The 25,144-nt window shown below is 69.8% G+C and carries 23 protein-coding genes and 1 pseudogene; 8 read left to right on the top strand and 16 right to left on the bottom strand.

Annotated features, from left to right (window positions below; translation table 11 throughout):
* Window positions 1-312: 312 nt before the first annotated feature.
* The 5 genes from ABD352_RS39225 to ABD352_RS39205 all read right to left on the bottom strand — a co-directional run bounded on the left by ABD352_RS39225 (window position 313) and on the right by ABD352_RS39205 (window position 3,806).
* Window positions 313-930: a hypothetical protein gene (locus ABD352_RS39225; protein ID WP_344617638.1), complete on the bottom strand. Its 618-nt coding sequence runs from the start codon at window positions 928-930 to the stop codon at window positions 313-315.
* A gap of 52 nt (window positions 931-982) precedes the next feature.
* Window positions 983-1,486: a hypothetical protein gene (locus ABD352_RS39220; RefSeq protein ID WP_344617637.1), complete on the bottom strand. Its 504-nt coding sequence runs from the start codon at window positions 1,484-1,486 to the stop codon at window positions 983-985.
* Window positions 1,487-1,880: 394 nt separating this feature from the next.
* Window positions 1,881-2,420: a restriction endonuclease gene (locus tag ABD352_RS39215; RefSeq protein WP_344617636.1), complete on the bottom strand. Its 540-nt coding sequence runs from the start codon at window positions 2,418-2,420 to the stop codon at window positions 1,881-1,883.
* A 60-nt stretch (window positions 2,421-2,480) separates the two neighbouring features.
* Window positions 2,481-3,329 carry a hypothetical protein gene (locus ABD352_RS39210; protein WP_344617635.1) on the bottom strand — a complete coding sequence of 283 codons (849 nt, stop codon included), beginning with the start codon at window positions 3,327-3,329 and terminating at the stop codon, window positions 2,481-2,483.
* Between the two features lie 186 nt (window positions 3,330-3,515).
* On the bottom strand, window positions 3,516-3,806 hold the full coding sequence (locus ABD352_RS39205) for a hypothetical protein (RefSeq protein ID WP_344617634.1): 291 nt from the start codon (window positions 3,804-3,806) through the stop codon (window positions 3,516-3,518).
* A gap of 241 nt (window positions 3,807-4,047) precedes the next feature.
* On the opposite strand from ABD352_RS39205, the gene ABD352_RS39200 reads away from it, so the two are divergent.
* Window positions 4,048-4,461 (top strand): hypothetical protein, encoded by a 414-nt coding sequence (locus tag ABD352_RS39200; RefSeq protein WP_344617633.1) that lies wholly within the window; start codon window positions 4,048-4,050, stop codon window positions 4,459-4,461.
* 52 nt (window positions 4,462-4,513) lie between these two features.
* On the opposite strand, the gene ABD352_RS39195 is transcribed toward ABD352_RS39200, so the two are convergent.
* Window positions 4,514-4,744, bottom strand: a complete 231-nt coding sequence (locus ABD352_RS39195) for a hypothetical protein (RefSeq protein ID WP_344617632.1) — start codon at window positions 4,742-4,744, stop codon at window positions 4,514-4,516.
* On the opposite strand from ABD352_RS39195, the gene ABD352_RS39190 reads away from it, so the two are divergent.
* The 3 genes from ABD352_RS39190 (at window position 4,743) to ABD352_RS39180 (ending at window position 7,350) form a co-directional block, all read left to right on the top strand.
* Window positions 4,743-5,693: a histidine kinase gene (locus ABD352_RS39190; protein WP_344617631.1), complete on the top strand. Its 951-nt coding sequence runs from the start codon at window positions 4,743-4,745 to the stop codon at window positions 5,691-5,693. The genes ABD352_RS39195 and ABD352_RS39190 overlap by 2 nt on opposite strands.
* Before the next feature lie 61 nt (window positions 5,694-5,754).
* Entirely contained in the window at window positions 5,755-6,387 is a 633-nt protein-coding gene (locus ABD352_RS39185) for an ISL3 family transposase (protein WP_344617630.1), read from the top strand.
* 204 nt (window positions 6,388-6,591) lie between these two features.
* Window positions 6,592-7,350 carry a hypothetical protein gene (locus ABD352_RS39180; protein ID WP_344617629.1) on the top strand — a complete coding sequence of 253 codons (759 nt, stop codon included), beginning with the start codon at window positions 6,592-6,594 and terminating at the stop codon, window positions 7,348-7,350.
* Window positions 7,351-7,423: 73 nt separating this feature from the next.
* Here the strand turns inward: ABD352_RS39180 and ABD352_RS39175 are convergent.
* Window positions 7,424-8,229, bottom strand: a protein-coding gene (locus ABD352_RS39175) for an IS5 family transposase (protein WP_425553845.1) whose coding sequence is annotated in 2 segments (ribosomal slippage) — window positions 7,424-7,899 and window positions 7,899-8,229 — 807 coding nt in all. Because the reading frame shifts where the segments join, the coding sequence is not laid out codon by codon here.
* Window positions 8,230-8,375: 146 nt separating this feature from the next.
* Here ABD352_RS39175 and ABD352_RS39170 point away from each other — a divergent pair.
* Window positions 8,376-9,872: pseudogene (locus tag ABD352_RS39170) on the top strand (ISL3 family transposase); the annotation flags it as partial.
* A 20-nt stretch (window positions 9,873-9,892) separates the two neighbouring features.
* Here ABD352_RS39170 and ABD352_RS39165 read toward each other — a convergent pair.
* From ABD352_RS39165 to ABD352_RS39155, 3 genes are all read right to left on the bottom strand, one after another.
* Window positions 9,893-12,238, bottom strand: a complete 2,346-nt coding sequence (locus tag ABD352_RS39165; protein ID WP_344617628.1) for a tyrosine-type recombinase/integrase — start codon at window positions 12,236-12,238, stop codon at window positions 9,893-9,895.
* The gene (locus ABD352_RS39160; protein ID WP_344617627.1) at window positions 12,238-13,170 is read right to left on the bottom strand and encodes a tyrosine-type recombinase/integrase; all 933 of its coding nucleotides are present in this window, start codon (window positions 13,168-13,170) and stop codon (window positions 12,238-12,240) included. Before ABD352_RS39160 ends, ABD352_RS39165 begins: the two co-directional genes overlap by 1 nt.
* 977 nt (window positions 13,171-14,147) lie before the next feature.
* Complete coding sequence (locus ABD352_RS39155) at window positions 14,148-14,510, bottom strand: hypothetical protein (protein ID WP_344617626.1); 363 nt, start codon at window positions 14,508-14,510, stop codon at window positions 14,148-14,150.
* A gap of 835 nt (window positions 14,511-15,345) precedes the next feature.
* On the opposite strand from ABD352_RS39155, the gene ABD352_RS39150 reads away from it, so the two are divergent.
* The gene (locus ABD352_RS39150; RefSeq protein WP_344617625.1) at window positions 15,346-15,723 is read left to right on the top strand and encodes a WYL domain-containing protein; all 378 of its coding nucleotides are present in this window, start codon (window positions 15,346-15,348) and stop codon (window positions 15,721-15,723) included.
* Window positions 15,724-15,760: 37 nt separating this feature from the next.
* On the opposite strand, the gene ABD352_RS39145 is transcribed toward ABD352_RS39150, so the two are convergent.
* The 3 genes from ABD352_RS39145 to ABD352_RS39135 form a co-directional block, all read right to left on the bottom strand.
* A complete protein-coding gene (locus ABD352_RS39145; protein ID WP_344617624.1) occupies window positions 15,761-16,471 on the bottom strand; it encodes a DUF7919 family protein in 711 nt (236 codons plus the stop codon).
* A gap of 125 nt (window positions 16,472-16,596) precedes the next feature.
* On the bottom strand, window positions 16,597-17,406 hold the full coding sequence (locus ABD352_RS39140; RefSeq protein WP_344617623.1) for a class I SAM-dependent methyltransferase: 810 nt from the start codon (window positions 17,404-17,406) through the stop codon (window positions 16,597-16,599).
* Between the two features lie 91 nt (window positions 17,407-17,497).
* Window positions 17,498-19,399, bottom strand: coding sequence for an aconitate hydratase (locus tag ABD352_RS39135; protein ID WP_344617646.1), 1,902 nt, complete (start codon window positions 19,397-19,399; stop codon window positions 17,498-17,500).
* A 98-nt stretch (window positions 19,400-19,497) separates the two neighbouring features.
* Between ABD352_RS39135 and ABD352_RS39130 the strand changes: the two genes are divergently transcribed.
* Window positions 19,498-20,472: a glycoside hydrolase family 5 protein gene (locus ABD352_RS39130; RefSeq protein ID WP_344617622.1), complete on the top strand. Its 975-nt coding sequence runs from the start codon at window positions 19,498-19,500 to the stop codon at window positions 20,470-20,472.
* A gap of 10 nt (window positions 20,473-20,482) precedes the next feature.
* On the top strand, window positions 20,483-21,901 hold the full coding sequence (locus ABD352_RS39125; RefSeq protein WP_344617621.1) for a glycosyltransferase family 2 protein: 1,419 nt from the start codon (window positions 20,483-20,485) through the stop codon (window positions 21,899-21,901).
* Window positions 21,902-21,907: 6 nt separating this feature from the next.
* Here ABD352_RS39125 and ABD352_RS39120 read toward each other — a convergent pair whose 3' ends face one another.
* Genes ABD352_RS39120 through ABD352_RS39110 form a run of 3 tightly spaced genes read right to left on the bottom strand, consistent with a single transcriptional unit; the run spans window position 21,908 to window position 25,144 of the window.
* On the bottom strand, window positions 21,908-22,558 hold the full coding sequence (locus ABD352_RS39120) for a response regulator (protein WP_344617620.1): 651 nt from the start codon (window positions 22,556-22,558) through the stop codon (window positions 21,908-21,910).
* Window positions 22,555-24,486: a sensor histidine kinase gene (locus tag ABD352_RS39115; RefSeq protein WP_344617619.1), complete on the bottom strand. Its 1,932-nt coding sequence runs from the start codon at window positions 24,484-24,486 to the stop codon at window positions 22,555-22,557. Before ABD352_RS39115 ends, ABD352_RS39120 begins: the two co-directional genes overlap by 4 nt.
* A 10-nt stretch (window positions 24,487-24,496) precedes the next feature.
* On the bottom strand, window positions 24,497-25,144 hold the full coding sequence (locus ABD352_RS39110; RefSeq protein WP_344617618.1) for a hypothetical protein: 648 nt from the start codon (window positions 25,142-25,144) through the stop codon (window positions 24,497-24,499).

Here is a 25,144-nt window from a genome sequence, read left to right as displayed (position 1 = left end):
AAGCCTCCGCTTGACAACACTCCTCACAGATCTTGGTCGACTGCTGTCTTACCTGGAGCCTCGCCCTCATCGGTGCCCGGGTCCGCCACACCCGCCTTGAGCTGCAAGGTCAGCTTGAAAATGGCTCAATGACCTGCGCGACGCCGTCACCGGACGTGACCCCACGATCGATGATCTCGTTGGGGAAAGCGACCGCGCAGGCGAGTTTCGCCCAGTCATCGGAGAGCCAGATGCGTCAGCACCTATCCCTCTGACCGGGTCATCCGGGGCCATGAAGCCTGGCGAGCAATTCGACGGCCTCCTTGACATCCTTCAGCCCAGTGCCGTCGCCTGCCGCACCGACCAGCGAGGCGCACAACCCTGCACCACGAACTCGTACCAGCGACTGCCGTTCAGCTGAAGCTCCAACGTCACCGTCCGGCGCGCGCCGTCGGCGGTGGCCACCGAAAGGCCCACCGGCACAGGCATTGCCGTTGCGCCGTCAACGCAGGTGACGGTCGCGCTCACAGGAAACCAGCCGGTCGCAGCTGGCGCGATCCGCTGCTGCCCCCTGACCATGACGTCGGCCGCCTTATCCGCGCCGGTGACTTCGACCGGCATCGGGCTGCCATTGGTAACCGCAATGCTCCCTTCGATGGTCACTCGGCCATCGCTGCCCGTTACGCTGTCCAACCCTGCGACAGCAAGGAACAATGATGCCTCAGCAGCCTGCCGGCTCCGCTCCTGACCGGCCTCCCAGCGCTGCCCAACTACTGCACCGACCAAGACGCTGAACAGCACCAACGCCACCACGCTGAACACCGGAACCCTCATCGACGCCACACGACGCCAACGACGCCACAACGGAGCAACAGGCTGCGGCGAGTGTTGCCCAGCCACATCGAGGTCGATAACACCGTCCATCGAAACCTCGCTCGCAGAATCGCGCACCGCGTCAGCCTACAGACGTCAGGCCGCACGTCTTGCGGCGTTGGCAATGGAACTACCGCTCCACCAGCCGGTAGTGCACCACGGGCGGGACCAAGTAGCACGACGCCGCGAACGCATGAACCGGCTGGACCGATGACACCAACCAGCCCAGCTCGCGCACCTCGAACAGCCGCCCCTGCTCCGCCCGGCCATCGACATCAGGGTCAACAGCAATGCCGTCCGACTCCACGATCCGAACCAGCGCCAAGGTCGCATCACGCAGCGACATCCCGGCGTGTTCCGCCAACCGAGTAGCGAAGACCAGACTCGCATGGCGGACCGGCCACCACGGATCTCCGCAAAGCCCGTCAACCGAGAACGACCACACCGTCACCCCGGCCTCATCGGCTCGCGCGTCTGGCTCGTCAGGCGACGCACCGCGCACACGCGACACCGCAACCACAACACGGTCATGCACGATCGAACTGCGCCACTGCGGCGACCCCGGCAGGTCAACTACCGCATCCCAGACCGGAAACGACACCGCTGCACCAGCAGCAACATCCGGCCCGCTCATAGCCTCAGCCTAACGAACACGAGCTTGTCCATCGCCACGCCGTGCCCGCCAAAGCGAAGCGGCGCCAGCTCCCCGGGCCGGACATCCAGGCCCTGCACGCTACCCGCGCCAGCCCCGATGGATGACTGCGAACGACATCCGAACTCCATGGGGCAACGTTGGCCCAGCGGGCGCATCCACCGTCACGGCAACGCAACCGTCAACGCTGCCAAGCCACCATCAAAACCCCGGCAATGTGCAGCGCCATGAGGAAAACGGCAGATCGATGAGACAGATCGCGGCGACAAATACGTGAGACGACCCGAGAAAGCCCAGCTCGGCCCTCAGCCCGGCGACACCTTCGATGAGATCCCACAATGACCTTTATGTGATTCGTACCAACTATTGCAGAATCTCAGCTCAAATGAATTGTCCCGTGAGCGGTCAGTGCGAGATTGCGATGGTGGAGTAGCTTGACCAGGTCGCCGGGATTCTGAAGCCCACGGAGGTCCGACGCGGTGATCACAAGGATCCGAATCCCGCGAACGAGTGCGGCAGCGCCGATTGCATGGGCGCGGCTCCGGTGTTCCTGGTGCCCCGTTATACCGTTCGCCGCGGCGAGGATTCCCAGGGAGCAACCTCGGTCAACTACGACATTGACAAAATAGCCGAGGGTCGTACTGTCAACCGGGTGTGACCAATTTTTGCACTCAACTAGGAAGATTTCAGGAAGCATGCGCAATCCACCATCCGCCTTCTCGTTGGCGACGGTGATGTCAACCTCTTCGGTGCCGTAGTAATTGAGTGTGTTTCGCTGCACATGGCATCCTGAAACTGCCTCAAGCAGGTAAGCCAGCATGTTCTCGTAGTGCCGTCCGTGACGTTCAGGAGGAACTCCGACCGCGCTAGCCCGCCTCAGGTAAGCGTCGACTCGGGGTTGGAATATGGACGTCATCTATTGCCCATTCCATGGACAATTGCATTCCGTTCGTTGTTGAGAATCTCTGCAAGACTTCTACGGGAAAGCTCTCCTGCGAGTTCTTCTATGTCGAAAATCATGACCAAGGGCCAAGTTCCGTCCCTTGGCAACTGAATTCTCTGGTTGCGATCCCATCTGTAATAGAGCAACAGCGACCATTTGCGCGTCGCGCGAAAGGGCGTAGAGTTGCAACTGGTCAAGCTTTGACCTATCAATTATGGGATCGCGCACCACGCGCAACTCGACGAGCAGCGGCCCGGGTATGAAGTTCTCTGTTCCTGGAACCCATACTGCGATATCTCCGATGCCATCCGCCCCCGTGGTCGCTTGGGCTTCCGCCCCGGCGGCGCGCAGCAAACGTATTGCGAGTTGTTCGACGCGACGTGCGGTCACGTGCATCGCCTCGCCGCTGCCGCCAACTGCAGTCGTTGGACGGAGAGATGCAAGCTCGTCTCGAACTGATCGCAGTTCAGCCGCATCAGGGCTGCGAGGTGGGGCGGCTGCTACAGGCGGACGTCCAATCGACTTCATAAACAACTGGATGTGAGCAGCCAGCACGGCCGAGCTTCTGGCAGGAACGCGAATAACTGGCAACAAGGACAGCGCTGCATCCAGGCGACGTGGCGGTTCGGCGATCACCAGGACGGGGATGGCCGACACGACTGCCTGACCGATCTCCAGAAACACGGATGCTGGCGTCTCCCAGCCGCGTTCGGCGGCGAAGAGCACACAGAGGAAGTCAACGTCTGGAAGCCAGCCACGACCCGAGTGGATTGAACTGTCGAAGGCATGGGCCGGCTCCACGACCTCCACACCGAGATCGCTCAGCGCTGCACGCACGGGCGATAGATCTGCGGGAGGTTCGGCGATCAGATAGCAGCGCACGCGGCAGACGATAGTCGCCCTGACGGCGTCGTGGTGGAGACAGGCTGGACCGAGCGCCGTAGCCAACACAGGGCCGCCGACGCGCCTCATGGTCGAGCCGGGTCCGGAGGATCAGGCAACCAAGCTCGTCCGCTCGAGGACGTCAGGCCTGGCCGGAGGTAGGTTCAGCGGCCAGCGGAATACAGGTCAGCTCGCATACAAGCGCCGCACCAGTTGTGGACGATCACCTAATTCGGTTCTGGCACGGGAAGTGTGGAGATTGCGGCTGTAGGTCAACGTCGGCGGGTCCGAGATCTTGACGGTGTCGACAGTGGACCGTGTGTTCCCTCGCCAGGTTGAAGTTGTTGACCAGCACCGCTTTGCGTCCGCTGCTTGATTGGTGATCGTGTCGCGGTGCGTGATGAGGGTGTTGACGGAATATTCCTGCCGCATCTGGTGGGCCTGATTGTTGACCGGCTGGAGGTCAGTGAGGGTCACGGCCGTCCCCGCCTCGCTTTAGACGTTGGCCTATCTACCGGAAGTTGATCTCGATTTTCGACGGTAGATAGGCCAACGCCGAGGAGGAACGCCCCAAACGGCGGCCAGCTCTGACAGTTAGGTTTGTCTATTGATTGACGGTCATCAGCACAGTACGCTGCGCATAGTCCGCCCCGGGGTCGGGCAACCTCACGCGTCAACGCTCATCAATGCCCTGACCTTCGACGGGAAGGATCTCCCCGTGCGCAAACCTGCCCGGGCCCTCGTACCCCTGGCCGGCGCCACCATCGGCGCGTTGCTCACCGCGCTGCTCGCCGCACCGGCCGGCGCCGCCGCACCGCAGTACGCCCATTACGGGTGCGCCGACAACACGACCTTCACCACCTGCGTCTCGGTGAACCCCGCACCGGCCATCATCGGGCAGGTCACCGTCGACCACCCCGGCTACTGGTCCGCCTGCTCCATCACGCTGACCGTCTTCGAGCCCGGCGGCGGCGGTACCCCGGTCAGCTCCGGCCCGGTCAACTGCCTCACCACCAGCGCCTGGGCGAGCACGCCGGCCGTGCTCGGCCACACGTACGTGGCCTGTTTCAGCGGTACCCTCGACTACCGCCAGGTCAGCGGGTGCAGCCCGTACCAGCTCGCCCAGCCGTGACCGCGCGCCTCGGGAGAGCCGGCGGCTCTCCCGAGGCGATGTCGGGCGCAGGCTAGGCGTCGCGGCTGACCCGCCAGGCGCCCAGTCCCAACGCCACCACCAGGTACCGGGCCAGATCCAGGTACGCCATGCCCAGCGACGGCAGCCGCGGCCCCACCGGGGACGAGGCGTGCACCCGGGCCAGCACCGTCGCGGCGTTGCTCAGGTTCAGGTGATCGGGCAGGTACGACCAGCTCTCCAGGGCCCGGGCGGCCGACCAGGACAGGGTGGCGCCGGCGAGCATGGTCGCGCAAGAACGGATCCGGCTGGCCCGCGAGCTGCTCGACGTGGTGGCGCACAGCGTGAGCGCGATCACGGTACAGGCCGGGTACGCCCATCTGGTCATCGACGAACACCCGCAACCGGCCCGCGCGGCGCTGGCCACGATCGAGACGCTGGGCCGCGACACCATGGCCGAGCTGTGCCGGCTGCTGTCGGTGCTGCGCGCCGACGACGGCCCGGGGCTCACCCCGGCGCCCGGGCTGGCCGACCTGAACCGGCTGGTGACCAGCAGTGGTCGGGCCGGGGTACGGGTGGACCTCGCCATCGAGGGCGAGCCGCGCCGGCTGCCGCCGGGCATCGACCTGGCCGCGTACCGGGTCCTGCAGGAGGCGCTGACCAACGTGGCCCGGCACGCCGCCGTGGACACCGCATCGGTACGCGTCGCGTACCGGCCCGAGGCGCTGCTGCTGGACGTCGTGGACCACGGCCGGGGGCCCGCCCGACACCGGCGGGCTGGGGCTGACCGGGATGCCGGAACGGGCCGGCCGCCGTCGATCGCCCTGGACCGGGTCGAGGATGTCGCCGGCGGGATCGCGTTCCCGCATGCCGAACAGGCCGTCAGGATCACCCGCACCCGCATCACCGCCGGCCGGACCAGCCGCGAAACCGCGTACCTGACCGTGTCCCTGCCCACCGCCGACGCACAGCCATCCGACCTGCAGCACTGGATCCGCCGCTACTGGCACATCGAGAATCGCCTGCACCACGTGCGGGACGTGACATTCCGCGAAGACCAACACCAAGCCCGAACCGGCACCGGACCCGCCGTCATCGCCACGCTGCGTAACACCGCGATCGGCTACCACCGCACCAGCAACGCAACCAACATCGCCCGCGCCACCCGACGCGCCAACCGCCGCTCACACGACCTCATCGACGCCGTGACCAGCGCCTACCCGACAACGCAATGACCCTGGAGGTCAGTGCCGCCGGCACGCCTGTGTTCGCTCGGGCCCGCGCCGAGGCCGTACCGTGTCCGGTGTGCACGATGGAGTCCACGTCGGTGCGCGGCCGGTCGCTGATACGCCGATCGGTGGCCGGCCGGTGTGGCTGCAACTGCAGGTGCGACGGTTCAATTGCCGTAACGACGGCTGTGTGGTGCGCACGTTCGTCGAGCAGGTGTCGGGCTTGACCGTCCGGCGCCGGCGGCGCAGTCAGCCGCTGCAGGATCTGCTGCACGGCATCGGCCGTGCTCTGGCCGGCAGGGCTGGGATGCGGCTGGCCGCCCACTTGTCGATGGATGCCTCTTGCACCACCCTCCTGCGACTGCTACGAGCCGCGCCGGAGCAGCCACTGGCGCGCTCTCCGCGGGTCCTCGGCGTGGACGACTTCGCCCTGCGCAGAGGACTGGTCTACGCCACGATTCTGCTCGACATGCAAACCCACCGGCCCGTCGACGTCCTGCCTGACCGAGAGGCCGGCACGCTCGCCGACTGGTTACGGGCCCATCCGGGCGCTGAAATCATCTGCCGGGACCGCGGCGGCGCCTACTCTGACGGCGCTCGCGCCGGCGCGCCGGACGCCATCCAGGTCGCTGACCGCTGGCGCATCTGGCACAACTGTCAACGGCGGACTAGAACTGGTTCTGGTTCTGGCCCCCTTTAGTCCGCGTCTCATTTGGGGCTGACAACGGCTCAAGGATGATGTTCAATCGGCATCCCGCGCTCGGCGAACTTCGCGAGTACCTCGGCTCCAGGCGAATGGACCCGTCCGACGAAACGGTGTGGTTGCCGAAGTGGGGACGCGCCTCGTGAGGCCGTCGCACACGTCCCCGGCCCCCGTTTGACGGCTGCGGCTACCTTCGGCGCGGTGAAACGGTTGTTCTCCCTCGTGCACGTCCGCACGCCGATCCTCGGCGTCCTCGGTGGCTGCCTGGCGATCGCTGTGGCGATCGGCGCGCAGCTCGTCGCCTGGGACAGCGATCCCGCGACGATCTGGGGCGCGGCGGTCGGTGTTCCGCTCGCCGCGCTGGCCGTCGTGCTGCCGGTCGTCGTATGGGCGTCGCAGCCCCGCCTGCACCTCGACGACCTCGACCGCATGCTGGCCGGCCAGGCATGGGCGCACTGGCGCTACGACGAGGCGGACTGGCGGGCCGCGAACGAGGCCGAGGCGCGCCGGGACCGCCGCAGCGCGCACGGCGCGGCATGGATGGCGCTCGTCGTCGGCCTCGTGATACTCGGCGCCGGTCTGCTGGGCGTTCCGGGGCTGGTCTCCGTCGGCGCGATGATCACCGGTCTCTACCTCGTGCTCATAGCCGTCGTCGCGGTGGCCGGCACCGGACCGGCCGCCCGCCGCGCCACGACGGGCGAGATCTTCGTCAGCCCGCTCGGCGTGTATCGGCGCCCGGGTGGCTACGTGATGCTGTTCGCGGTCGGGGTGGGGCTCGTGGCGGTCGAACTGGTCGAGGGGGACGTGCTCGTGATCCGGTTCATCGTGCAGGTGGTGAACCGGTTCGGGACGCGTCGTCTGGAAACGGCCGCCGAGGTCGCCGTGCCGCGTGGGCACGAGGCCGAGGCGAGGGCCCTCGTCGAGCGGTTCCGCACCGAGGTCCTCGCGGAGACCCGCTAGGCCGTTTCGCGCGCCTCGGTCGGAAGAATCCGGACAAGGAGGCTGGCGGGTATAAATCCGATAAGACCATGTCTCATTTGGGGTGTTTCGTGAGTTTGCGGTAGCAGATGAGGGTGCAGGCGATGGTGGTGAACGCGGCGAAGTGTTCGGCGTGGCGGTCGTAGCGGCGGACAAGGCGCCGGTAGCGCATGAGCCAGGACATGGTGCGTTCGATGACCCAGCGGTGTCGGCCGAGACGTTGGGAGGACTCGACCTTCTTGCGGGCGATCCGCACGGTGATGCCACGCCGGCGGACCTCGGCCCGCAGCGCTTTGTGGTCGTAGGCCTTGTCGGCGTGCAGCTTGTCCGGTCGGCGCCGCGGGCGGCCGACCCGGCCAGCGACCGGCGGCATGCCGTCCAGCAATGGCAGCAGCACCGCCGCGTCCGGGGTGTTCGCCGCGGAGATGGCGGTGGTGAGCGGCAGACCGCCACGCTCGGCCATGACATGGATCTTGCTGCCGGGTTTGCCACGGTCGACCGGGCTCGGCCCGGTCAGATCGCCCCCTTTTCAGCCCGGACCTGGATCGAGTCAATCACCGCCCGGGACCAGTCCAGGTCGCCATGGGCCTGGAGTTGTTGCAGCACCGCCAAGTGCAACGCCGGCCACAACCCGGCCTTCGTCCACTCGGTGAAGCGGCGGTGCGCGGTGGCGCGGGTGACGCCGAACATCGCCTCGGGCAGCTTCCACCACGAGCACCCAGCCTGGGTCAGATAGCAGATCGCGGCCAGCACCGCCCGGTCGTCCACCCGCCGCCGGCCCCCACCCTGCGGCCGCACCGGCGCAGGCGGGATCAACGGGGCTGAGATCTCCCACAGAGCATCAGGACACCAACGCTCCACATCGGACACGCCGAAGATTGAACATCATGCTTGAGCCGTTGTCAGCCCCAAATGAGACGCGGTCTTAGTTGATCGACGCAGACCGCTGTGCGGGCGCTGGTGTCCACTGTGTACGGTCCTGCCGGTGCACTAGCGGATCGCTCATCGTGTTGTTGCCGCATCTCGCACGGCTGGTGGTGGAGCGAGCCGAGGCCGTGAGCAGCAAGGTCCGTATCTGGGGTAGGTCGGCGCAGGCATCGGCTCGATGTCCTGGCTGTGGTCACCTGACGCGGCGGGTGCACCGCCGGTACCGGCGGCGAGTCGATGACATCGTGGTCGGCGGGCGGCAGGTCGAACTGGTGCTGCGGATGCGGATCTTCGTCTGCCAGCAGGGCGACTGCACGGTGACGAGATTCGCGGAGCAGATCGACGGTCTGACCCACCGCTACGGCCGGCGGACGTTACCGGCTCGGCACATTCTGCAGACGCTCGGGCTGGCCCTGGCGGGACGGCCGGCCGCCCGGCTCGCCACCAGTCTCGGGCTCCAGGCCGGGCGCAACACCCTGTTGCGGCTGGTCCGCGCGATCCCGGAACGCCAGGCCGGCGCAGTGACCGTGCTCGGCGTCGACGACTTCGCGCTCCGGCGTGGCCACCGCTACGGCACCATCCTGATCGACCTGGACACCCGCACCCCAGTCGACGTGCTGCCAGACCGCGAAACGGACACGCTCACCGCCTGGCTGAAAGCGAATCCGGGCGCGCAAGTGATCTGCCGCGACCGCGCTGGCGCCTACGCCGAAGCGGCCCGCCGCGGCGCTCCGGACGCCATCCAGGTCGCCGACCGGTGGCACCTCTGGCACAACCTCGCCCAACACGTCGAGAAAGCCGTCGCCCGCCATCAACGCTGCCTTACCCCACCTCCGCAGCCTGCAACGCCGCAGCCGACGCTCGACGCGGAACTCGTGGCGGCCCACGCAGCAGCCGCCGAGCGAGAGAGCCGTCTGGCCCGGCGCACCCGCGACCGTTTCGAGCAGGTCCAACGGCTGCGCAACGAAGGTCGCAGCATCAAGGCCATCGTCCGTGAACTCAGCCTGGCCCGCGAAACCGTCCGCCGCTACGCCCGGGCCACCGACATCGAAGACCTCGTCACCACCACCCGAACCGGCGCCCGGGCCAGCATCCTCGACCCCTACCTCGAGCACCTCCACCAACGATGGACCGCTGGCGGCACCGACGCCAAGGCGCTCTTCCACGAGCTCCGCGGCATCGGCTATCTCGGCAGCTACAGCGTGTTGCGCGACTACGTCCGAGCGCTGCGGTCCCTTACCGCAGCCCCGCCTCCAACGCCGCGGCCGCCCAAGGTCCGCCACGTGGTCAACTGGCTGCTACGCCACCCGCAACGCATGGAACCCGACGACCAGGCCAGCATCGCCGCCGTCCGCGCCCGCTGCCCCCACCTGGACCGCCTCGCCGCACACGTCACCGCCGTTGCCGTCATCCTCACCCAGCGCCGCGGCCACGAACTCGACGCCTGGATCAGCGCCGTCACCAAGGACGACCAACCCGACCTGCACTCATTCACCACCGGCCTGCAACGCGACTACGACGCCGTCCGCAACGGCCTCACCCTGTCCCACAACTCCGGCCCCGTCGAAGGCCACGTGAACCGGATCATTCTGTGGAATCAGAATTTGTCGATGGGTGCTGCTGATTCGTTCGGCGCCGGAGTCGGTGGCAGCACGGTCAGGGGCAGTTGCCTGCCGGGCTCGGCGCGTAGTTGGTTCGGCGTCGGGCCGGCCGGGGTGGCGACGTCGGCAAGGCGTTGCAGGAGGCGGTCGATGGCGGCTTGATCGTTGTCGACCGCGGCGCGTTCGTCGTCGGTGAGCGGGACGCCGATCAGCATGCGCTGCAGGCCTGTCTTCGCCTCGAGTAGCTGAGCGGAGCTGGAGGTCTTCGGGGCGTAGAAGTCGCAGCGGGCGCAGGCCATCCGGTGCTGGCACTGCTCGAAGAACGTGTAGCTGCAGTAGCCGTGGCCGAGGTCGTAGTGCTGCCAGGGTTCGCCGTTGGTGGTGGCCCCGGAGGCGACGGCGTCACGGTCGACAAGGACTTCGATGGTGCGCACGTTGCGGGCGAAGTAGCCGGCGTCCTGGTAGGCACGGGTCAAGGTGGTGGGGCTGATCTTCGTGTAGTACTGGGTCGATTGCGGGGACCGGTGGCCGAGCCAGGCTTGCAGCTCGAACAGGGTCATCGGTTCCTTGGCGTTGTAGAGCTGGCTGGCGATGATGGATCGGGCCCGGTGGCTGGTGATCGCGCCGCGAACGTCGGCGGCCGGGACGCCGCCCTTGCCGCAGAGCATCGGGATGACCGTGTTGTTGATGTAGGCGGTGGACACCCGGCTGGCGCGGGCGGCGAACAGCAGGTCGACGCTGTCGCCGGTGCGGCGGTCGGTGAACGGCGGCTGAGCGGGTCGGATGGCCTGCCAGGCTTCGATGGCGTGACCGAGGATCGGGTCGACCGGCTTGGTGAACGCGGTGCCAGTTTTGTGGGTGGGGACGTCGAGCAGGCAAACGGCGTCGCTAGCCAGCACGGTGGTGGAGTCGCCTGTGATTGGGGTGCCGTGGTGTTGCCAGCGGATGCAGCCGACGCGCAGCCGGGCGATCTCGTCGCTGCGCTGGCCGGAGAACAGACAGGTCAGAGTGACCGCGCGGACCAGCTCGAACGGGTAGTAGGGGCCGGACTGCGTGGTCGGCAGGTCGCCGGTGGTCAGGTTGAGCCCGGCCCAGAGCAGCTTCGCCCAGATGTCATCGGCGATCACGCGCGGGTTCGGGCCGAGCAGGGCGGCGATGCTGCGTGGGACGGCCAGTGCGCGTTGCGGGTCGAACCGGCGGGGCAGCCATTCCCATTCCTGGCAGTCCCCGAAGAATCTGCGCATTGCGCTGATCTGCCCGGCCTTGGTCGCTGCGGTCAACGGCTGGCCCAGCCGGTCGGTGAGGCCGGCGGTGCGCTGGACGAAATCGCCGACCCGCATGCGGTCCAGCGCGGCGATCCACGTCGCGCAGGTCTGCCGCGTCCACGCCGCCGGGTCGGCGACCTCGGGATGTTCCGCAGCCAGCCACCGACCGACCTTGAGCAGGTTCGCGCGGACACTGCCGCGGACCCGCCGGGTGAGCGTGGACGTGTCATACCAACGGTCCGCGGCCTGCTGCCAGGCCTCGGCGCCACCACTGGCCCTCGCGTGCTGGCCGGTGCGACCAAGCGGGGCCGCGCAGAACCCGAGCTCGGCGACCGCTCGCTGCACCGCGTGCACGGTGTTGAGCCGGACGCCGTCGAGCAGCCGCTGCTCGCGGACCCGGTCGAACAAGTCGGTGGTCATGTCCTGCAGGTGCGGGCTCCGGTTGGCCAGCATCAGCTGCGCGACGGTCAACGGCAGCAACGGGTCGTCGGCCCGGCCGAGCTGATAGCCCCAGCCGCCCAGCACCCGGCGGAGCTGACCGAGTTCACCATCGACGCGGCCACGGCCGAAGATCCGCCAGCACAGCACCAGCCGTTGGAAGCTGCCGAGCCGGTGAAACCCGGTGAACCCGCCCAGCAGGAACGCGTGCGCCGCCAGATAGGGACGGACCTCGTCACCCACCCAGGCCGGCGCACCGGCCCGGAACTCGGCCACGGTGCGGCCCAGCATGGCCTCCCACTGCTCGGCGGTCCAGTCCCAGTAGCTGCCGGCATCGGGCTGCGCGCAACGCGTCAGCAGCAAGGCGACAACGTCGAGCATGGCGCGGCGCCGGTGCGGCGTCGGCGGGGAGTCCAACCCGGCGTTGACCGCTTCCAACGGCCGCACCAGCCGAGCGATGACCGGCCAGCCCGGCGCGGCCGGATCGCCGGTCTTGAGCCGGCGCAGCGTGGCCAATCCGAGCGTGGTGATCGCGGCGGCTTCCTCGGCCCGCACGACGACCCGCAACCGCGGGCGGGTCACCGGCGGCAGCCACCGGCTCGGTCCCGTCGGCGACGGCTGCAACATCGCCGCGCTCATCAGCTTGTTCCTCCGCTGGCCATGCCGGCGAGCATCTCGACGCGCCAGGCGGGGATGTGCTGCATCCCGGCGGGGAGCTTGTCGGCCAGGTCCCGCCCGGACAGATGAATGTATTGCAGCGTGGAATCGGTATGCCGGTGACCGGCGAACGCGGCGATCGCATGAACCTCCCACCCCATCCGGGCCAGATCCGTCAGACAAAGATGCCGGGTGGTATGCGTCGAGAACCTCGGCAATCCCGCCGCCGACGCGACCCGCCGCACCACCTTCGACCAGGTCCACAACGTCACCGGCTGCGCAGTGTTGCGCCGCGACTCCGACAACAACAGCGGCCCCCGGGCCCGGCTCAACGCCGCCCGGTGCCGCAGATAGTCCGCCAGCAACACCCCGGTCGACGCCGAGTACGGCACCATGCGCTCCAACCGGTTCTTCGTCGTCTCCGCCCGCACCCGCAGCATCCGCCGTCCCGGATCGAGATCGTCGGTCCGCAGCGAACACAACTCCTCCCGCCGCAACGCCGCGTCATACGCCAACGCGAGCATCAACCGATTCCGCGCCGACTCGCCGCGGAACACCGTCAGCAACCCCAGCCACTCGGCCTCGGACGGGATCCATGGCAGCTTCGTCAGCCTCGGCACCAGGCCGCGCTGCTGCCCACCGAACCGGCGCCCAGGGGTATACCGACCCCGACCGACCGGGTTCGACTCGCGCACGCCCTCCTCGATCAGAAAGTCGAAGAACAGCCGCACCGGCACCAGACGCTGCTGCAACGTCGCGTTCGCCAGCCCCGAGCCCGAGTCGATCGACACCACGTTCGCGCCGTGCCGGCTCGGCCGTGATGTCAACACCCGGATGAACACCGCCACGTCCGCCCGCGACGCTCGGACCGGATCAACACCGGCGTCCTCGCACACCTCGAGGAACTCGGCCAAGCCCCGGGCATATGCGTCGATCGTCCGAGCAGCCCGACCCAAGTCCGTCCACACCCGCAGCCACTCAGCCGCACGCTCATGCCGGGCCAGAACCGGCCACTTCTCCTCGAGGATCATCACATCGTCAACCAGGGCGTCAACGCCCGGCAACGCCCTCGACCAGGGGTTCAGCCCACCGCGTGATTCCAAGTAACTTTAAAAATGCTGAAGCGACAGATGTATGGACGCGCTAACTTCGATCTCCTCCGCCGTCGCATCCTCCAACCCAACTGACGCAGCCATCGGCGGACCGACCACCATTCCCGTGCCAGAACCGAATTTCGTGATCGCCGACAAGCGATCCGGGCGCCGAGGGCTGAGGGTCGCGGACGTGTGTCGACTGTACGGCCCTGCGTTTGCTGGTTGGTGTGACCGGGGTGTGAGTGCCCGGGGTGAGATGTGCTGCTGGCGGATCTGTACTGGGGTTGGGCGCGGCATGCTGCCCGCATGGTTTACGGCCTCGGCGCGCCAGCGCCGGGGCCGGTTGCCGTGCGAGGCAGGTTCCCGCGCCCCAACATGCCAGTGCCCCACCACCTGAGCGGAGTCTCCCCGTATGCCGTCGACCACCCCGCACGGAAGCGGGTCGGTGCCGGGTGGGCCAGGCTCGCCGTAGGCGACCGCGTAGCGGCTTGGCCTGGCGCGCTCGGTGCCGGTCTGCTCGGCTGGCCTGGTCGATGGCGTGCGGGAGCGTAGCGACCCCCCGGAGCCAGAGATCCCGCCGGAGGCAAAGAGCGTGACTACCAGCGTAGGGCGAGGCTGCGGGAGCTACGGTCCTGTGCCCGACGAACATCGCGGTAGCTCGAAACTTCAACAGCACCCCGACGCAACGCCGAACCTGACCGTGCGGATTCCGGCTGGTTCCTCGACCCGTTGGAAAGCATTGCGGTCGGCCCAGCGTCGTGGAGCTGGACCGACCGGACTTGCGATGCGGTTTGCGGTTACGGCCCGCTGGACGTGCGTACGGGGAGGACTCGGGTAGTTGCCACCGTCGTCTCACCGATCACGACGTCGATGTGCAGGACTTCGCTATCCGCCGGCGGCGGGTCGAACACGGCGACGTGGAGGTATCGACCCTGCACACCTCCGGTCCCGACGCCGGTGGTTGCACGCCGTTGCAGCGTCACGCCTCGATCGGTCGTCACGACCACCTCGGGTGTCGGGTCGGCTGGGCCGGCGGGCGGCGGGCTGTCAAGGATGATGTGCAGGGCGGTGTCCTGGAGGCCGAGCACCACCGCGACGCCGTTGGTCGGTGGTGGTGCATCCCTGCTCGCGCGCCAGTACGTGTTCAGCGGCATGGGCAAGTATGGCTCATACGCAGGGGAAGTTGTGCGCTGGGCTGAGCCCCGGGTACGGAAGGAACGGGCCGGTCAGGTTGGCGTTGCCCCAGAACTTTGCCTGCCACGTGCCGGTGTTGCCCGCAAAGCACGCCGTCACGCTCCCAACGGAGCCGGTACTCCCGATGGTGGTCACGGAGACGGGGTTGTCAGCGGCCTCGTACGGCCCGGTAGGGGGCTTCACGAAGATCTGCACCTTGAGGCTGAGCTCTATTTCGGCAACGTCGAATACATGGCCTTGCGCCCACTTCTCCGTGGTGTCAACGTCAGGCCAGCCTCTGCTGCGGAGCGAGAACTGATCCGTGATCGCTATGGGATCGAAGCGGATCTTGATTGACTATGCATTTGTTGTTGATGATGGCCCGCCGCTTATCTTTGTGATATCGGGGAACCCGTCGTGGCGAGAGGCTCTCCGAGATGTGGATGAGCCGTCACTATTCGACTTCTCGCAGCCGTGGCCGCCCGGCCCGGAAATGAAATGGGGGACTGTTGAGTAAGCGGCGAACGATGGTGGGCCGTCGTAAGCGTTTGTGTATAGCTGATGACTACGCTGCGCGCTGACGTTCGCTGTCTACGGTTCCCGGGGCGGCGCCAGCCAGCCGGCCTCGATGCGTTCCCGCGGGGCCTGACACCAGGATCAGCTGGACGAGATGACCCTGGAAGCAGGCCAGCGTCTCCCGCCGTCTACACCAAGCGATCACGGCGACCTGCCGCCCCGCTCCGCGCCGCTCGCAAGGCCGCTGGCCTCCCGCCGCGTCTGCGTGCCCGGGTGAACGCATTGCGCGCGATGACCGTCTCGCCCATGGCCGCGGGACCGGTCGTGCCCGCCGAGGTGCTCACGGTGATCGCCCAAGCGTGCCGGGACAAGGAACGGCTGCGATTTCGTGACACCGCGCGCGGCGACCCCGACACCGAGCGGGAGGTCGAACCGCACCGCCTTGTCGCGCTCGGCGGCCGCTGGTACCTGGTCGCTCCGGACGCCGCCGAGCAGGTGTGGCAGAACGTCTACCAGGGCGTGGCCCTGGCGGAGCGGACCGGGTCGGCGGCCCTCGCCGACACCGTGCGCACCGCCTTCGTGGCCGGCGTCGACGCATCGCTGCTCTTCTCCATCGGCACCGCCGTCGCCGGCATCGCCATCGTCCTTGCGTTCCGGCTGACCCCCGCACGCGACCGGCGCTGAAATGCATCGCGGTTTCGTGCGCTACCTCTGCCGTGCATCACCGCCGTTGCTGCGCCTGGTCGATTCCCCACCGAACGAGTTCGGGAAAGTCCTCGGTGCGAAGATCCGGCGCGAAGTCGTACGACAGGAATGGCTCGAGGGCCCGGCCGATGTAGTCACCCACGACATCGGCGAGTTCTGGGTCGCGGGCGGCCCGCAGCAACGCGTCGAGCGCGTGTGGATGCTTCCAGTGCGCGAGGTCGATGAGGCCGATGGCTCGGAACTCCAGATCCTCCGACTCGTCGTGCAGCAATGTCGCGAGACGCTCGGCACGCCAGTCCCATGCCGGTTCATCGCTCACTCGCAGCGACTCCAGGAATACCTCGGGCGGGCGGTACCCGTGCTCCGTGACGTAGTGCAGGATCATCTCGGGAGCGGCGTATACCTCCCCGTCCGGGGCGTAGTAGTGGTACTCGCCGTTCCCCTCGTACCGCGCATGACTCGGACACCACTCGCATTGATGTCGGCCGAGCATCTCGCTGGCCACCCGCTGGGAAGCAGCGCGGAGTCGCTCGAGATCGGCGTTCGTCATCGGAGGTGCGTCCGCGCTCTGCAACCCATGCGTGCGGCCCAGCCAGCCGATGTTCCGCATTCCGAGCGGGAACGTGTAGTACGTGTATGGCGAGAGATCGATGTATTCCATGTGCACTTCCGGTGAGTCGTTGAGCTCGAGGGAAAGGGCCCGGCCAGCGGCGACGATCTCGGCCACGACGGCTCGGGCCTCGCCCGGCCGGTCCTGCCCGAGGAGCAAGAGGCATAGCGGGCGGACGAGGGCCGGGTCGGCGGAGGCCGCCGGCCCGCAGCACGGTGGTCGCCTGTCCTGAGCGAAGGTCGTCAGCACACGGCCGCGGACGCCAGCAGGGCGGCGGTCGGCAATGCCAGCAGTCCGTCGTCGCTGCGGTAGGCGGCGGTGAGCCGCTCGTACTCGTGCCGAATGCGGGTGATCATGCTCGGTGGCTGGTGCTCCATCAGCAGGCCCAGGGCGCCGATGCCGTTGGCGGGTCCGCTCCACCAGTCCTCTGGATCAGCGTGATGCGTCCAGGCGATCGTGCGGCAACGCACATCGGAGAGTCCAGCGCCGGCCAGTAGCGCCGAGAGGCCCGCGGGGTTGCGGGGAAAGTCCTTGTCGGCGTCCAGTCTGGGCATGGCGGCCGGGCGTCGGGCGCCGGAGGCATCGAAGATCTGGCCCCAGAGTTGTTGCAGGGGCGGCTGGGGGTGGGGCCACACCGTCACGGCAACCCGCCCGCCGGGACGCACCACGCGGCAGAGTTCGGCAACCGCGGCCGCAGGGTCGCCGACATGGTTGATCACAAAGTTGGCCACGGCCGCGTCGAAGCACCCGTCGGTGAACGGCAGGTGCGGCAGCATCGCCTGGTGCACTTCGGCATCGGGAACCCGTAGGCGTGCGGTGTCCACCATGCTCGGTTCCGCGTCGACCGCCACGACGGCAGCACCGCGTGCGCGTGCCAGAGCGGCGACGGTGCCGGGGCCGGTACCGGCGTCCAGCATCCGATGGCCGCCCTCGACCCCGGCCGCATCCAGCAGGGCCTCTGCAGGGTAGGCACACAGGGCTGCGAAGCTGCGTTGGTACGCCGCTGCGCGTCCCGTCCACCGTGAGCGTTCGTGCTCGTCGAACAACGTCATTGTCACTCCCTGCCCTCCGCCAGCAAGCTTGATCGACGAGGGTAGTCGTGATGCCCACGCGGCGTGGGGCCGCGGGCGGCGAGCTGTGCACCTACGCGGCGGCGCGGAAGGCGGGGATGCGGCCGCCGGCCAGGATCAGGCCGACCTGGCGGGCGGAGAGGCGGTGGCGGCAGCGGATGGTGCTGCCGCGGGTCGCGTTGCGGACCTCGACGTCGTGGCCGTCGCGCAGGGCGTCGGGCACGCCGGACACCTCCAGGCGGTCGCCGGCGGCGGGGATATCGGAGTCGTCGCCGTACTCCAGCGGCAGCACCCCGAAGTTGACCAGGTTCTGCCAGTGGATGCGGGCGTAGGAGCGGGCCAGCACCAGCCGCAGGCCGAGGAAGCGCGGGGCCAGCACGGCGTGCTCGCGGGAGGAGCCCTGGCCGTAGTTGCGGCCGGCGACGATCGCGTGGGGGTGCTCGGCGCGCTCGACGTAGCCGGCGTCGACGCGGCGGAAGGTGAACTCGGCGAGCTTCTCGATATTGCTGCGGAAGGGCAACGCTGATGCGCCCGCCTGCAGGATCTCGTCGGTCGAGATGTCGTCGCCGACCGTGATGGCGACGGTCGCCGCGAGGTCGGCCGGCATCGGGTCCAGGTCGGGCATGGAGCCGATGCTCGGCGCCTTCTCCAGCTCGGCCGGCTCGTCGGTGGGCGGCTCCAGCATCGCCCGGTTCACCGCCGAGCGCGACGGCAGCGACAGCGTCGGGTAGTCCATGTCCAGGGTGCGCGGGTCGGTGATGCGGCCGGTGAGGGCGGCCGCCGCGGCGGTCTCCGGGGAGCACAGCCAGACCCGGTCGTCGGCGGTGCCGGAGCGGCCGGGGAAGTTGCGCGGCATCGTGCGGAGGCTGTTGTGGCCGATCGCCGGGGCCTGGCCCATGCCGATGCAGCCCAGGCAGCCGGTCTGGTGCAGCCGGGCGCCGGACTGGATGAGGGCCGTCGTCGCGCCCATCGCGGTCAGGTCGGCGAGAATCTGCCGCGAGGACGGGTTGACGTCCAGCGACACCTGCGGGTGGGACTGCCGGCCCTCCAGGATCGCGGCCACGACGGCGAAGTCGCGCAGGCCCGGATTGGCCGACGAGCCAATGACCGCCTGGTGTACGTCGGCCCCGGCGACCTCCTGCACCGGCACCACGTCGCCGGGCGATCCCGGGCGGGCGATCAGCGGTACCAGTGCGGAAAGATCGATCTCGTCGGTCACGTCGTAGCCGGCGCCGTCGTCCGCCACGAGCCGCGTGAAGTCGTCCGCCCGGTCCTCGGCCTCGAGGAACTCGCGGACGCGGTCGTCGGCGGGCAAGACGCTCGTCGTGGCGCCCAGCTCGGCGCCCATGTTGGCGATGACGTGGCGGTCCATGGCGGACAGGCAGGCCAGGCCGGGGCCGTGGTACTCGATGATGCGGTGCACCCCGCCGGCCACCCCGTGGCGGCGCAGCATCTCCAGGATCACGTCCTTGGCGCTCACCCACGGCGGCAGCTCGCCGGTCAGGCGCACACCCCAGATCTCGGGCATGACCAGGTACAGCGGCTCGCCGGCCATGGCCATCGCCACGTCCAGGCCGCCGACGCCGATGGCCAGCATGCCCAGCGAGCCGGCGGCGCAGGTGTGCGAGTCGGAGCCGGCGAGCAGCTTCCCCGGCACGCCGAAGCGCTGCATGTGGGTGGGGTGGGACACGCCGTTGCCGGGCTTGGAGTACCACACGCCGAAACGCCGGCAGGCGGAGCGCAGGAACAGGTGGTCGGCCATGTTGCGCTCGTCGGCCTGCAGCAGGTTGTGGTCGACATACTGCACCGACTCGGTCCGCACCCGGTCGATCCCCAGCGCCTCGAGCTCCAGCATGACCATCGTGCCGGTCGCGTCCTGGGTGAGCGTCTGGTCGACCCGCAGCGCGATCTCCTCGCCGGGCGCCGGGTCGCCGCCTGCCAGGTGGGCGTGGATGAGCTTCTGTGCGAGGTTCATCGCCACGGTTGCCACGCTACCGCCGCCAGGTACTCTGGCCGCCGCCGACGCCCGACGAATGGGGATTCATGCGGAAATCAGCGGTTATCGTGGGTCTGGTGGTTGTCGCCGTGCTCGTGGCCCTTGCGCTGCACAGCCGGCCCGTGTCGAAGGGCTTGGCCACGCCCGCCACGCACAAAGGGCTGCACGTGAAGGGCTCGCAGATCGTCGAGGGAGACGGCAGTCCGTTCGTGATGCGCGGGGTCAGCCACCCGTACGCCTGGTACAAGGCCCAGAACCAGGTGTACGCCGACGTCAAGCGGCTCGGGGCCAACACGCTGCGCGTGGTCCTCGACGGCCAGGTCACGGCGAGCGAGGTGGCGGATATCGTCGCACACTGCAAGGCCAACCGGCTGATCTGCGTGCTGGAGTACCACGACACCACCGGACACGGGGAACAGGCCGGATCCGTCGGCCTGGACGCGGCCGCCGAATTCTGGGCCGGGCTCCGGCCGGTGCTGCAGGGCCAGGAGGACTACGTCGTGGTCAACCTCGGCAACGAGCCGTACGGCAACGCCGGCAACGAGGCGTGGACCGGCGCCACGAAGGCGGCGATCGCCCGGGTGCGCGCCGCCGGACTCGGCAACCTGCTCATGGTCGACGCGCCCGGCTGGGGCCAGGACTGGCAGGGCGTCATGCGCGGCAACGCACCGGCCGTGCTCGCGAGCGACCCGCGGCACAACGTCGCGTTCTCTGTGCACATGTACGGCGTGTACGACACCGCCGCCAAGGTGACCGGCTACTACGACGCCTTCGAACGGGCCGGCCTGCCCCTGGTGGTCGGCGAGTTCGGGTGGAAGCACACCGACGGCGCCGTTGACGCCGACACCATCATGCGCGAGGCCGGTGCCCGCGGGATCGGCTACCTCGGGTGGTCGTGGAGCGGCAACACCGGCGGCGTGGAGTACCTCGACGTGGCCACCGGCTTCGACGCGTCCAGCCTGACGCAGTGGGGCAAGCGGCTGTTCGACGGCCCGGACGGTATCCGGGCCACGGCGCGGGAGGCTGAGGTGTACGCCGCCCAGGCCGGGTAGACACCGCGGCGTGGAGCGATCGGAGGAGCTGCACCGCCGGCTGGCACGGTGGAGACCGACGTACCTGCCCCTGATCCTGTCCTTCGTCGTCGTCGTGGCGGGCGACCTGTGGCTCACCGGGTCGTACTCCGGGCGGCTCGGCTGGCCGCTGACCGTCGTCTGGACGTGGCCGCTCTTCACCACGCTGACCGGCATCGTCGGCATCCGAAGAACCCGCCGGGCCCTGCGCGAGTCGCACGAGCGCTGGTCCGGCCGCGCCCTGGAGCAAAGCGGCGAACAGCTCATCGTCGCGGTGCCCACCGTCGGGCGGCACGACACCTACCCGGCGCTGGAGCGCTCGGTGCGCTCGTACCTGAGCCACCTGCCGGACCGTTTCCCGCGGCTGCGGGTCGACGTCGTCGTCGACGAGGGCTGCGAGGCCGCCGGGCCCATCGCCGACCTCGCCGCGGGCAGCGACAAGGTCCGCGTGGTGACCGTGCCGGACAGCTACCGCACCCCGAACGGCACGCGGTTCAAGGCGCGCGCCACCCACTACCTGGCGGAGCAGCGCAGCCGGGAGGGGGAGGCGCGCGACGACGTGTGGGTGCTGCACATGGACGACGACACCGGGGTCGGCCCGGACACGGCCCAGGCAATGGCCCGGTTCGTGGCGGAGCAGGCGCAGGCCGGGCCCGAGCGCAAGCACCTGGCGCAGGGGATCCTGACGTACCCCCGCGAATATGCGGCGAACCGCCTGACCTGGCTCGCCGACTCGGCCCGCCCGGCGGAGGACGTCGGGCGCTTCTCCGCGTGGACCGGCGGCGGCACGCCACGGGCCGGCGTGCACGGTGAGCTGCTGCTGGTGCGGGCCTCGATCGAGGCGAGCATCGGCTGGGACTTCGGCCCCCGCAGCCTCGTCGAGGACGCCCAGTTCGCGTTGCTGTTCAGCGCCCGCTACGAGGGGCGCAGCGCCTGGTTCGGGGGCCGCTGCTACGGCGCCTCCCCGGCCAGCCTGCGCGACTTCGTCAAGCAGCGGGAGCGCTGGTCGTGGGGGCTGGCCGGGCTGGTCTTCAACCGCTCCCTGCAGCTGCGCAACCGGCTGCTGCTGGGCTACTCGGTCATCTCGTGGGTGATCGGCCCGTTCCAGAACGTGGCCGTGGTCATGCTCCTGGCCTTCCTCGTCGCGGACCGCAACACCTCCCCGGTGACGAACATCGTCATCCCGCTGTGGGCGCTGAACATGGCGTACGTCATCTGGATGTACTGGGAGGGCCTGCGGGTCAACGCCGCGGTCTCCGAGAACGGGCGCCGCCGCTGGTGGGAGCCCTTCGCCGTGATCGCGCTGATCCCGGTCTTCGGCCTGATGGAGGGGCTGTCGGGGCTGCGCGGCTTCGTGAAGTTCGCCCGCCGGGCCGAGAACAAGTTCCAGGTCATCGCGAAGCCGTCATGAGCCGGCTCAGTCGCCGGTGAGCCCGGCCTCGCGGGCCAGGACGATGGCCTGGGCGCGGTCGGCCACCTGCAGCTTGGTGAAGATGTTCGACACGTGGTTGCGCACGGTCTTCTGGCTCACCCCGAGCCGCTCGGCGATCTGCGGGTTGGTCAGGTGCCGGGCGATGTGGGCCAGGATCTGCCGTTCCCGCTGGGTGAGCTCCGGGAACGGGTCGGGGGCGGTGCGGTCCAGGGAGGCGAAGTACCCCATGAGCCGGGTCGCGATGGCCGGCCCGAAGATCGCCTCGCCGTCGGCGACCACCCGGATCGAGCGGATGATCTCCGACCGGCGGGCGCCCTTGAGGATGTAGCCGCGGGCGCCGGCGCGCACGGCGGCGAAGACCGAATCGTCGTCGTCGGCCATGCTCAGCACCAGGACCCGCACGTGCGGCATGTCGGCGGCGATCCGCGCGGCCGCCGCGATGCCGCCCATCCCGGGCATGACCAGGTCGAGCAGGACCACGTCGGGTTGCAGCCGGGGCAGCGCGGCCAGGGCCTCCTCGGCGCTGGCCGCCTCGCCGCACAGCTCGACCTCGGCGCTGGTGGCCAGCAGGGCGCGCAGCCCGGCCCGGAACTGCTCGTGGTCGTCGACGACGAGGACCCGCACCGGCTCGGTCATGCCTGCGCCGCCATCGGCAGGCGGGCGGACACGGTGGTGCCGCCCCGCGTGGACGTGACGGTCAGCTCGCCGCCCAGCTCGGCGGCCCGCTCACGCATCGAGTGCATCCCCACCCCGTCCGTTCCCGGCCGCGTGCCGCGCCCGTCGTCGCTGACTGTCAGCCGGAGCCCATCCTCGCCCAGACCGAGCCGCAGGTGTACCGCACCGGCCCCGGCGTGCCGGCGGGCGTTCGCGAGGGCCTCGATCGCGATCCGGTACGCCGCCACCTCGGTCGCCGCCGGCAGCGGCCCCAGGTCGTCGGGTGCGTCGAGCCGGACCCGCGGCCCGGCGGGCCAGCCGGCCAGGTGCGCCCGCAGCGCGCCGACGAGCCCGAGCGTGTCCAGGGCCGGCGGGCGCAGCCCCTCGACGAGCCGCCGCACGTCGGCGACCGCGGTCTGGGCGTCGGCCACGATCTCCTCCAGCAGCTGCCGCGCCTCCTCGCCGCCCACCTCCTGGGCCGCCTCGGCCCGCATGGTGAGGCCGGCGAGCGTCGGCCCGAGCCCGTCGTGCAGGTCGCGGCGCAGCCGCCGGCGCTCCTCCTCGCGGGCCACGACGAGCTGCTCGCGGGAGCGCTGCAGGGCCGCGGAGTAGCGCACCGCCTGCACGGCGACGCCGATCGGCCCGGCCAGGTCGGCCAGCAGCCGACGGTCGCGCCGCCCCAGGGCCGCCTCCCCGGGCCGCGGGCTGAGCCGCAGCGTGCCGACCGGCTCGCCCCCGGCCACGAGCGGCAGCGTGACCGGCTCGGCCGGCCGGGTGCCGAGCTCGTAGAGCGGGCCGCCGTCGACCTCGACGCCGACGTAGGACAGCCGCAGCGCCTCCCGGACCGTGCCGGTCGCCGTGGCCAGGATCGCCCCCGGGTCGGGCACGGCGGCCAGGCGCTCGCCGAGCCGGGTCAGCACCGTGTACGGGTCGTCGCGCTCGCCGTACACCAGGAGATTGACCCGGCGCTGCACCCACTCCCGCAGCCCGCCGAGGACCAGCGCGGCGGCCACGGCGGCGAGCACCGACGACGCGCCGAGCGCCCCGACGGCCAGCAGGTAGGCGCCGCTCACCGCGGCGGTGAGGACGGCGAAGACCGCGGTACGGCTGATGAGCAGATCGATGTCGAAGAGCCGGTGGCGCAGCACGGCCACCCCGACGCCGGCCGGGATGAGCGCGATGGCGAGCCCGTCGGCCACGTCCCAGGCCGCCCCCTCGTCCGGCCAGACCCGCTCCGGATGGCCGTCGAGCAGCCCGGCGGCCAGCCGCGCCAGCACGACGAGGGCGACGATCCCGCAGGTGTACGCCAGCCAGCGCGCCTGCTGCCGGGGCACCCGGTCGAGCCCCCGGGCGCGCAGCACCACGCCGGCCGCCCCGGCCACGAACACGAGGGCGGCGGCGAGCGTGAACGCCTTCTCGGCCACCGGCGTGACCCCGGCCATCGCGGCCACGCCGAGCGGGTTGGCCGGCGCCGCGGGCCGCACCTGGCCGTTGACCCCCGGCCGCAGCGCCCCGGTGACCGCGGCCACCGCTGCCAGCCCGAGCAGCCCGCGCACCGGCCATCGCCACCACCGGGCCGGCCGCCCGTCCGGGAAGTAGACGGGCAGCAGCGCGAGCCCGAGGTTGGCCGGCACCCACAGCCACGTCTGCGGCCACGCGAGCGCCCGGACCCCGGCCACCGCGGCCTGCCCGCAGCACTCCAGCAACGCGAACGACAGGCCGCTGGTGAGCAGCAGCCAGCCGACCGGGTTCCCGGGCCGCCGGGCGGCGATGAGCGCCCCGGCGACCGCGCACGCCGCGACCGCCGGCAGGTACGCGACCTCGCCCGCGGGCGCGCCGTTGCGCACCGCGAGCCATACGGCCACCCCGGCCAGCACCAGCCCCGCGGCGCCCAGCGGCCACGCCCTCATCGGCTGCACGTTAGACGACCGCCGCCCGTCCGCGCCCGCCGAAGGCGAAGCCCAGCCCGGCGACGAACACCCACAGGGCGCCGGGGAAGAGGGCGGCGTACTGCACCGGGAACGCCTGGGTGGCCAGGACGAGCACCGCGCAGACCCCGCTGACCGCGCCGAGCCACCGGCTCGCCGACCCGTGCCGCAGCCCGCCCACGGCCACCGCGGCGGCCGCGATCCCGGCCCCGGCCCACAGCCACGGCAGCGTGTTGTAGACCTCGACCAGCGCCGCGATCGTGTCGGGGTCCCAGCGCTGCGGCTCGCCGAGGGCCCAGTACAGCTCGGTGGAGATGCCGCCCCCGACGAGCAGCAGCACGGCGACCAGCCCGACGCCGCCCGCCGCCACCGCCGGCACCAGCCCGCCGGCCGGCTCCTGCGCCGCGAGGTGCCGCCGCAGGCCGGCCGCGAAGACGACCAGCAGCGCCGCCACCACGAAGCAGATCACCTGGGTGGCCCAGACGTACCCGCGCTGGCCGCTGATGGCCGCCACCACCAGCGCGTTGTCCTTGATCCCGTCGCCGACCTGCGCGGTGAGGTTGCTGCAGATGAAGAGGCCGATCAGCCCGGTGAGCCCGCCGAGGGCCCCGGCGAACGCCCATGTTCTCGAAGAAGTCAT

The sequence above is a fragment of the Dactylosporangium salmoneum genome, from assembly GCF_039532525.1.
In the GTDB taxonomy this organism is placed as follows: Bacteria; Actinomycetota; Actinomycetes; order Mycobacteriales; family Micromonosporaceae; genus Dactylosporangium; species Dactylosporangium salmoneum.
The sequence above is the reverse complement of the archived record's forward strand: the minus strand, read 5'-3'. Positions and strand labels throughout refer to the sequence as shown.

Excerpts from the sequence above, each read along its gene's own strand:
- ABD352_RS39215 (WP_344617636.1), bottom strand. The coding sequence starts at position 2,420 with ATGACGTCCATATTCCAACCCCGAGTCGACGCTTACCTGAGGCGGGCT.
- ABD352_RS39115 (WP_344617619.1), bottom strand. The coding sequence starts at position 24,486 with ATGAGGGCGTGGCCGCTGGGCGCCGCGGGGCTGGTGCTGGCCGGGGTG.
- ABD352_RS39140 (WP_344617623.1), bottom strand. The coding sequence starts at position 17,406 with ATGACGTTGTTCGACGAGCACGAACGCTCACGGTGGACGGGACGCGCA.
- ABD352_RS39135 (WP_344617646.1), bottom strand. The coding sequence starts at position 19,399 with ATGAACCTCGCACAGAAGCTCATCCACGCCCACCTGGCAGGCGGCGAC.
- ABD352_RS39120 (WP_344617620.1), bottom strand. The coding sequence starts at position 22,558 with ATGACCGAGCCGGTGCGGGTCCTCGTCGTCGACGACCACGAGCAGTTC.
- ABD352_RS39195 (WP_344617632.1), bottom strand. The coding sequence starts at position 4,744 with ATGCTCGCCGGCGCCACCCTGTCCTGGTCGGCCGCCCGGGCCCTGGAG.
- ABD352_RS39220 (WP_344617637.1), bottom strand. The coding sequence starts at position 1,486 with ATGAGCGGGCCGGATGTTGCTGCTGGTGCAGCGGTGTCGTTTCCGGTC.
- ABD352_RS39165 (WP_344617628.1), bottom strand. The coding sequence starts at position 12,238 with ATGAGCGCGGCGATGTTGCAGCCGTCGCCGACGGGACCGAGCCGGTGG.
- ABD352_RS39190 (WP_344617631.1), top strand. The coding sequence starts at position 4,743 with ATGGTCGCGCAAGAACGGATCCGGCTGGCCCGCGAGCTGCTCGACGTG.
- ABD352_RS39150 (WP_344617625.1), top strand. The coding sequence starts at position 15,346 with ATGGCCGCGGGACCGGTCGTGCCCGCCGAGGTGCTCACGGTGATCGCC.
- ABD352_RS39110 (WP_344617618.1), bottom strand. The coding sequence starts at position 25,144 with ATGACTTCTTCGAGAACATGGGCGTTCGCCGGGGCCCTCGGCGGGCTC.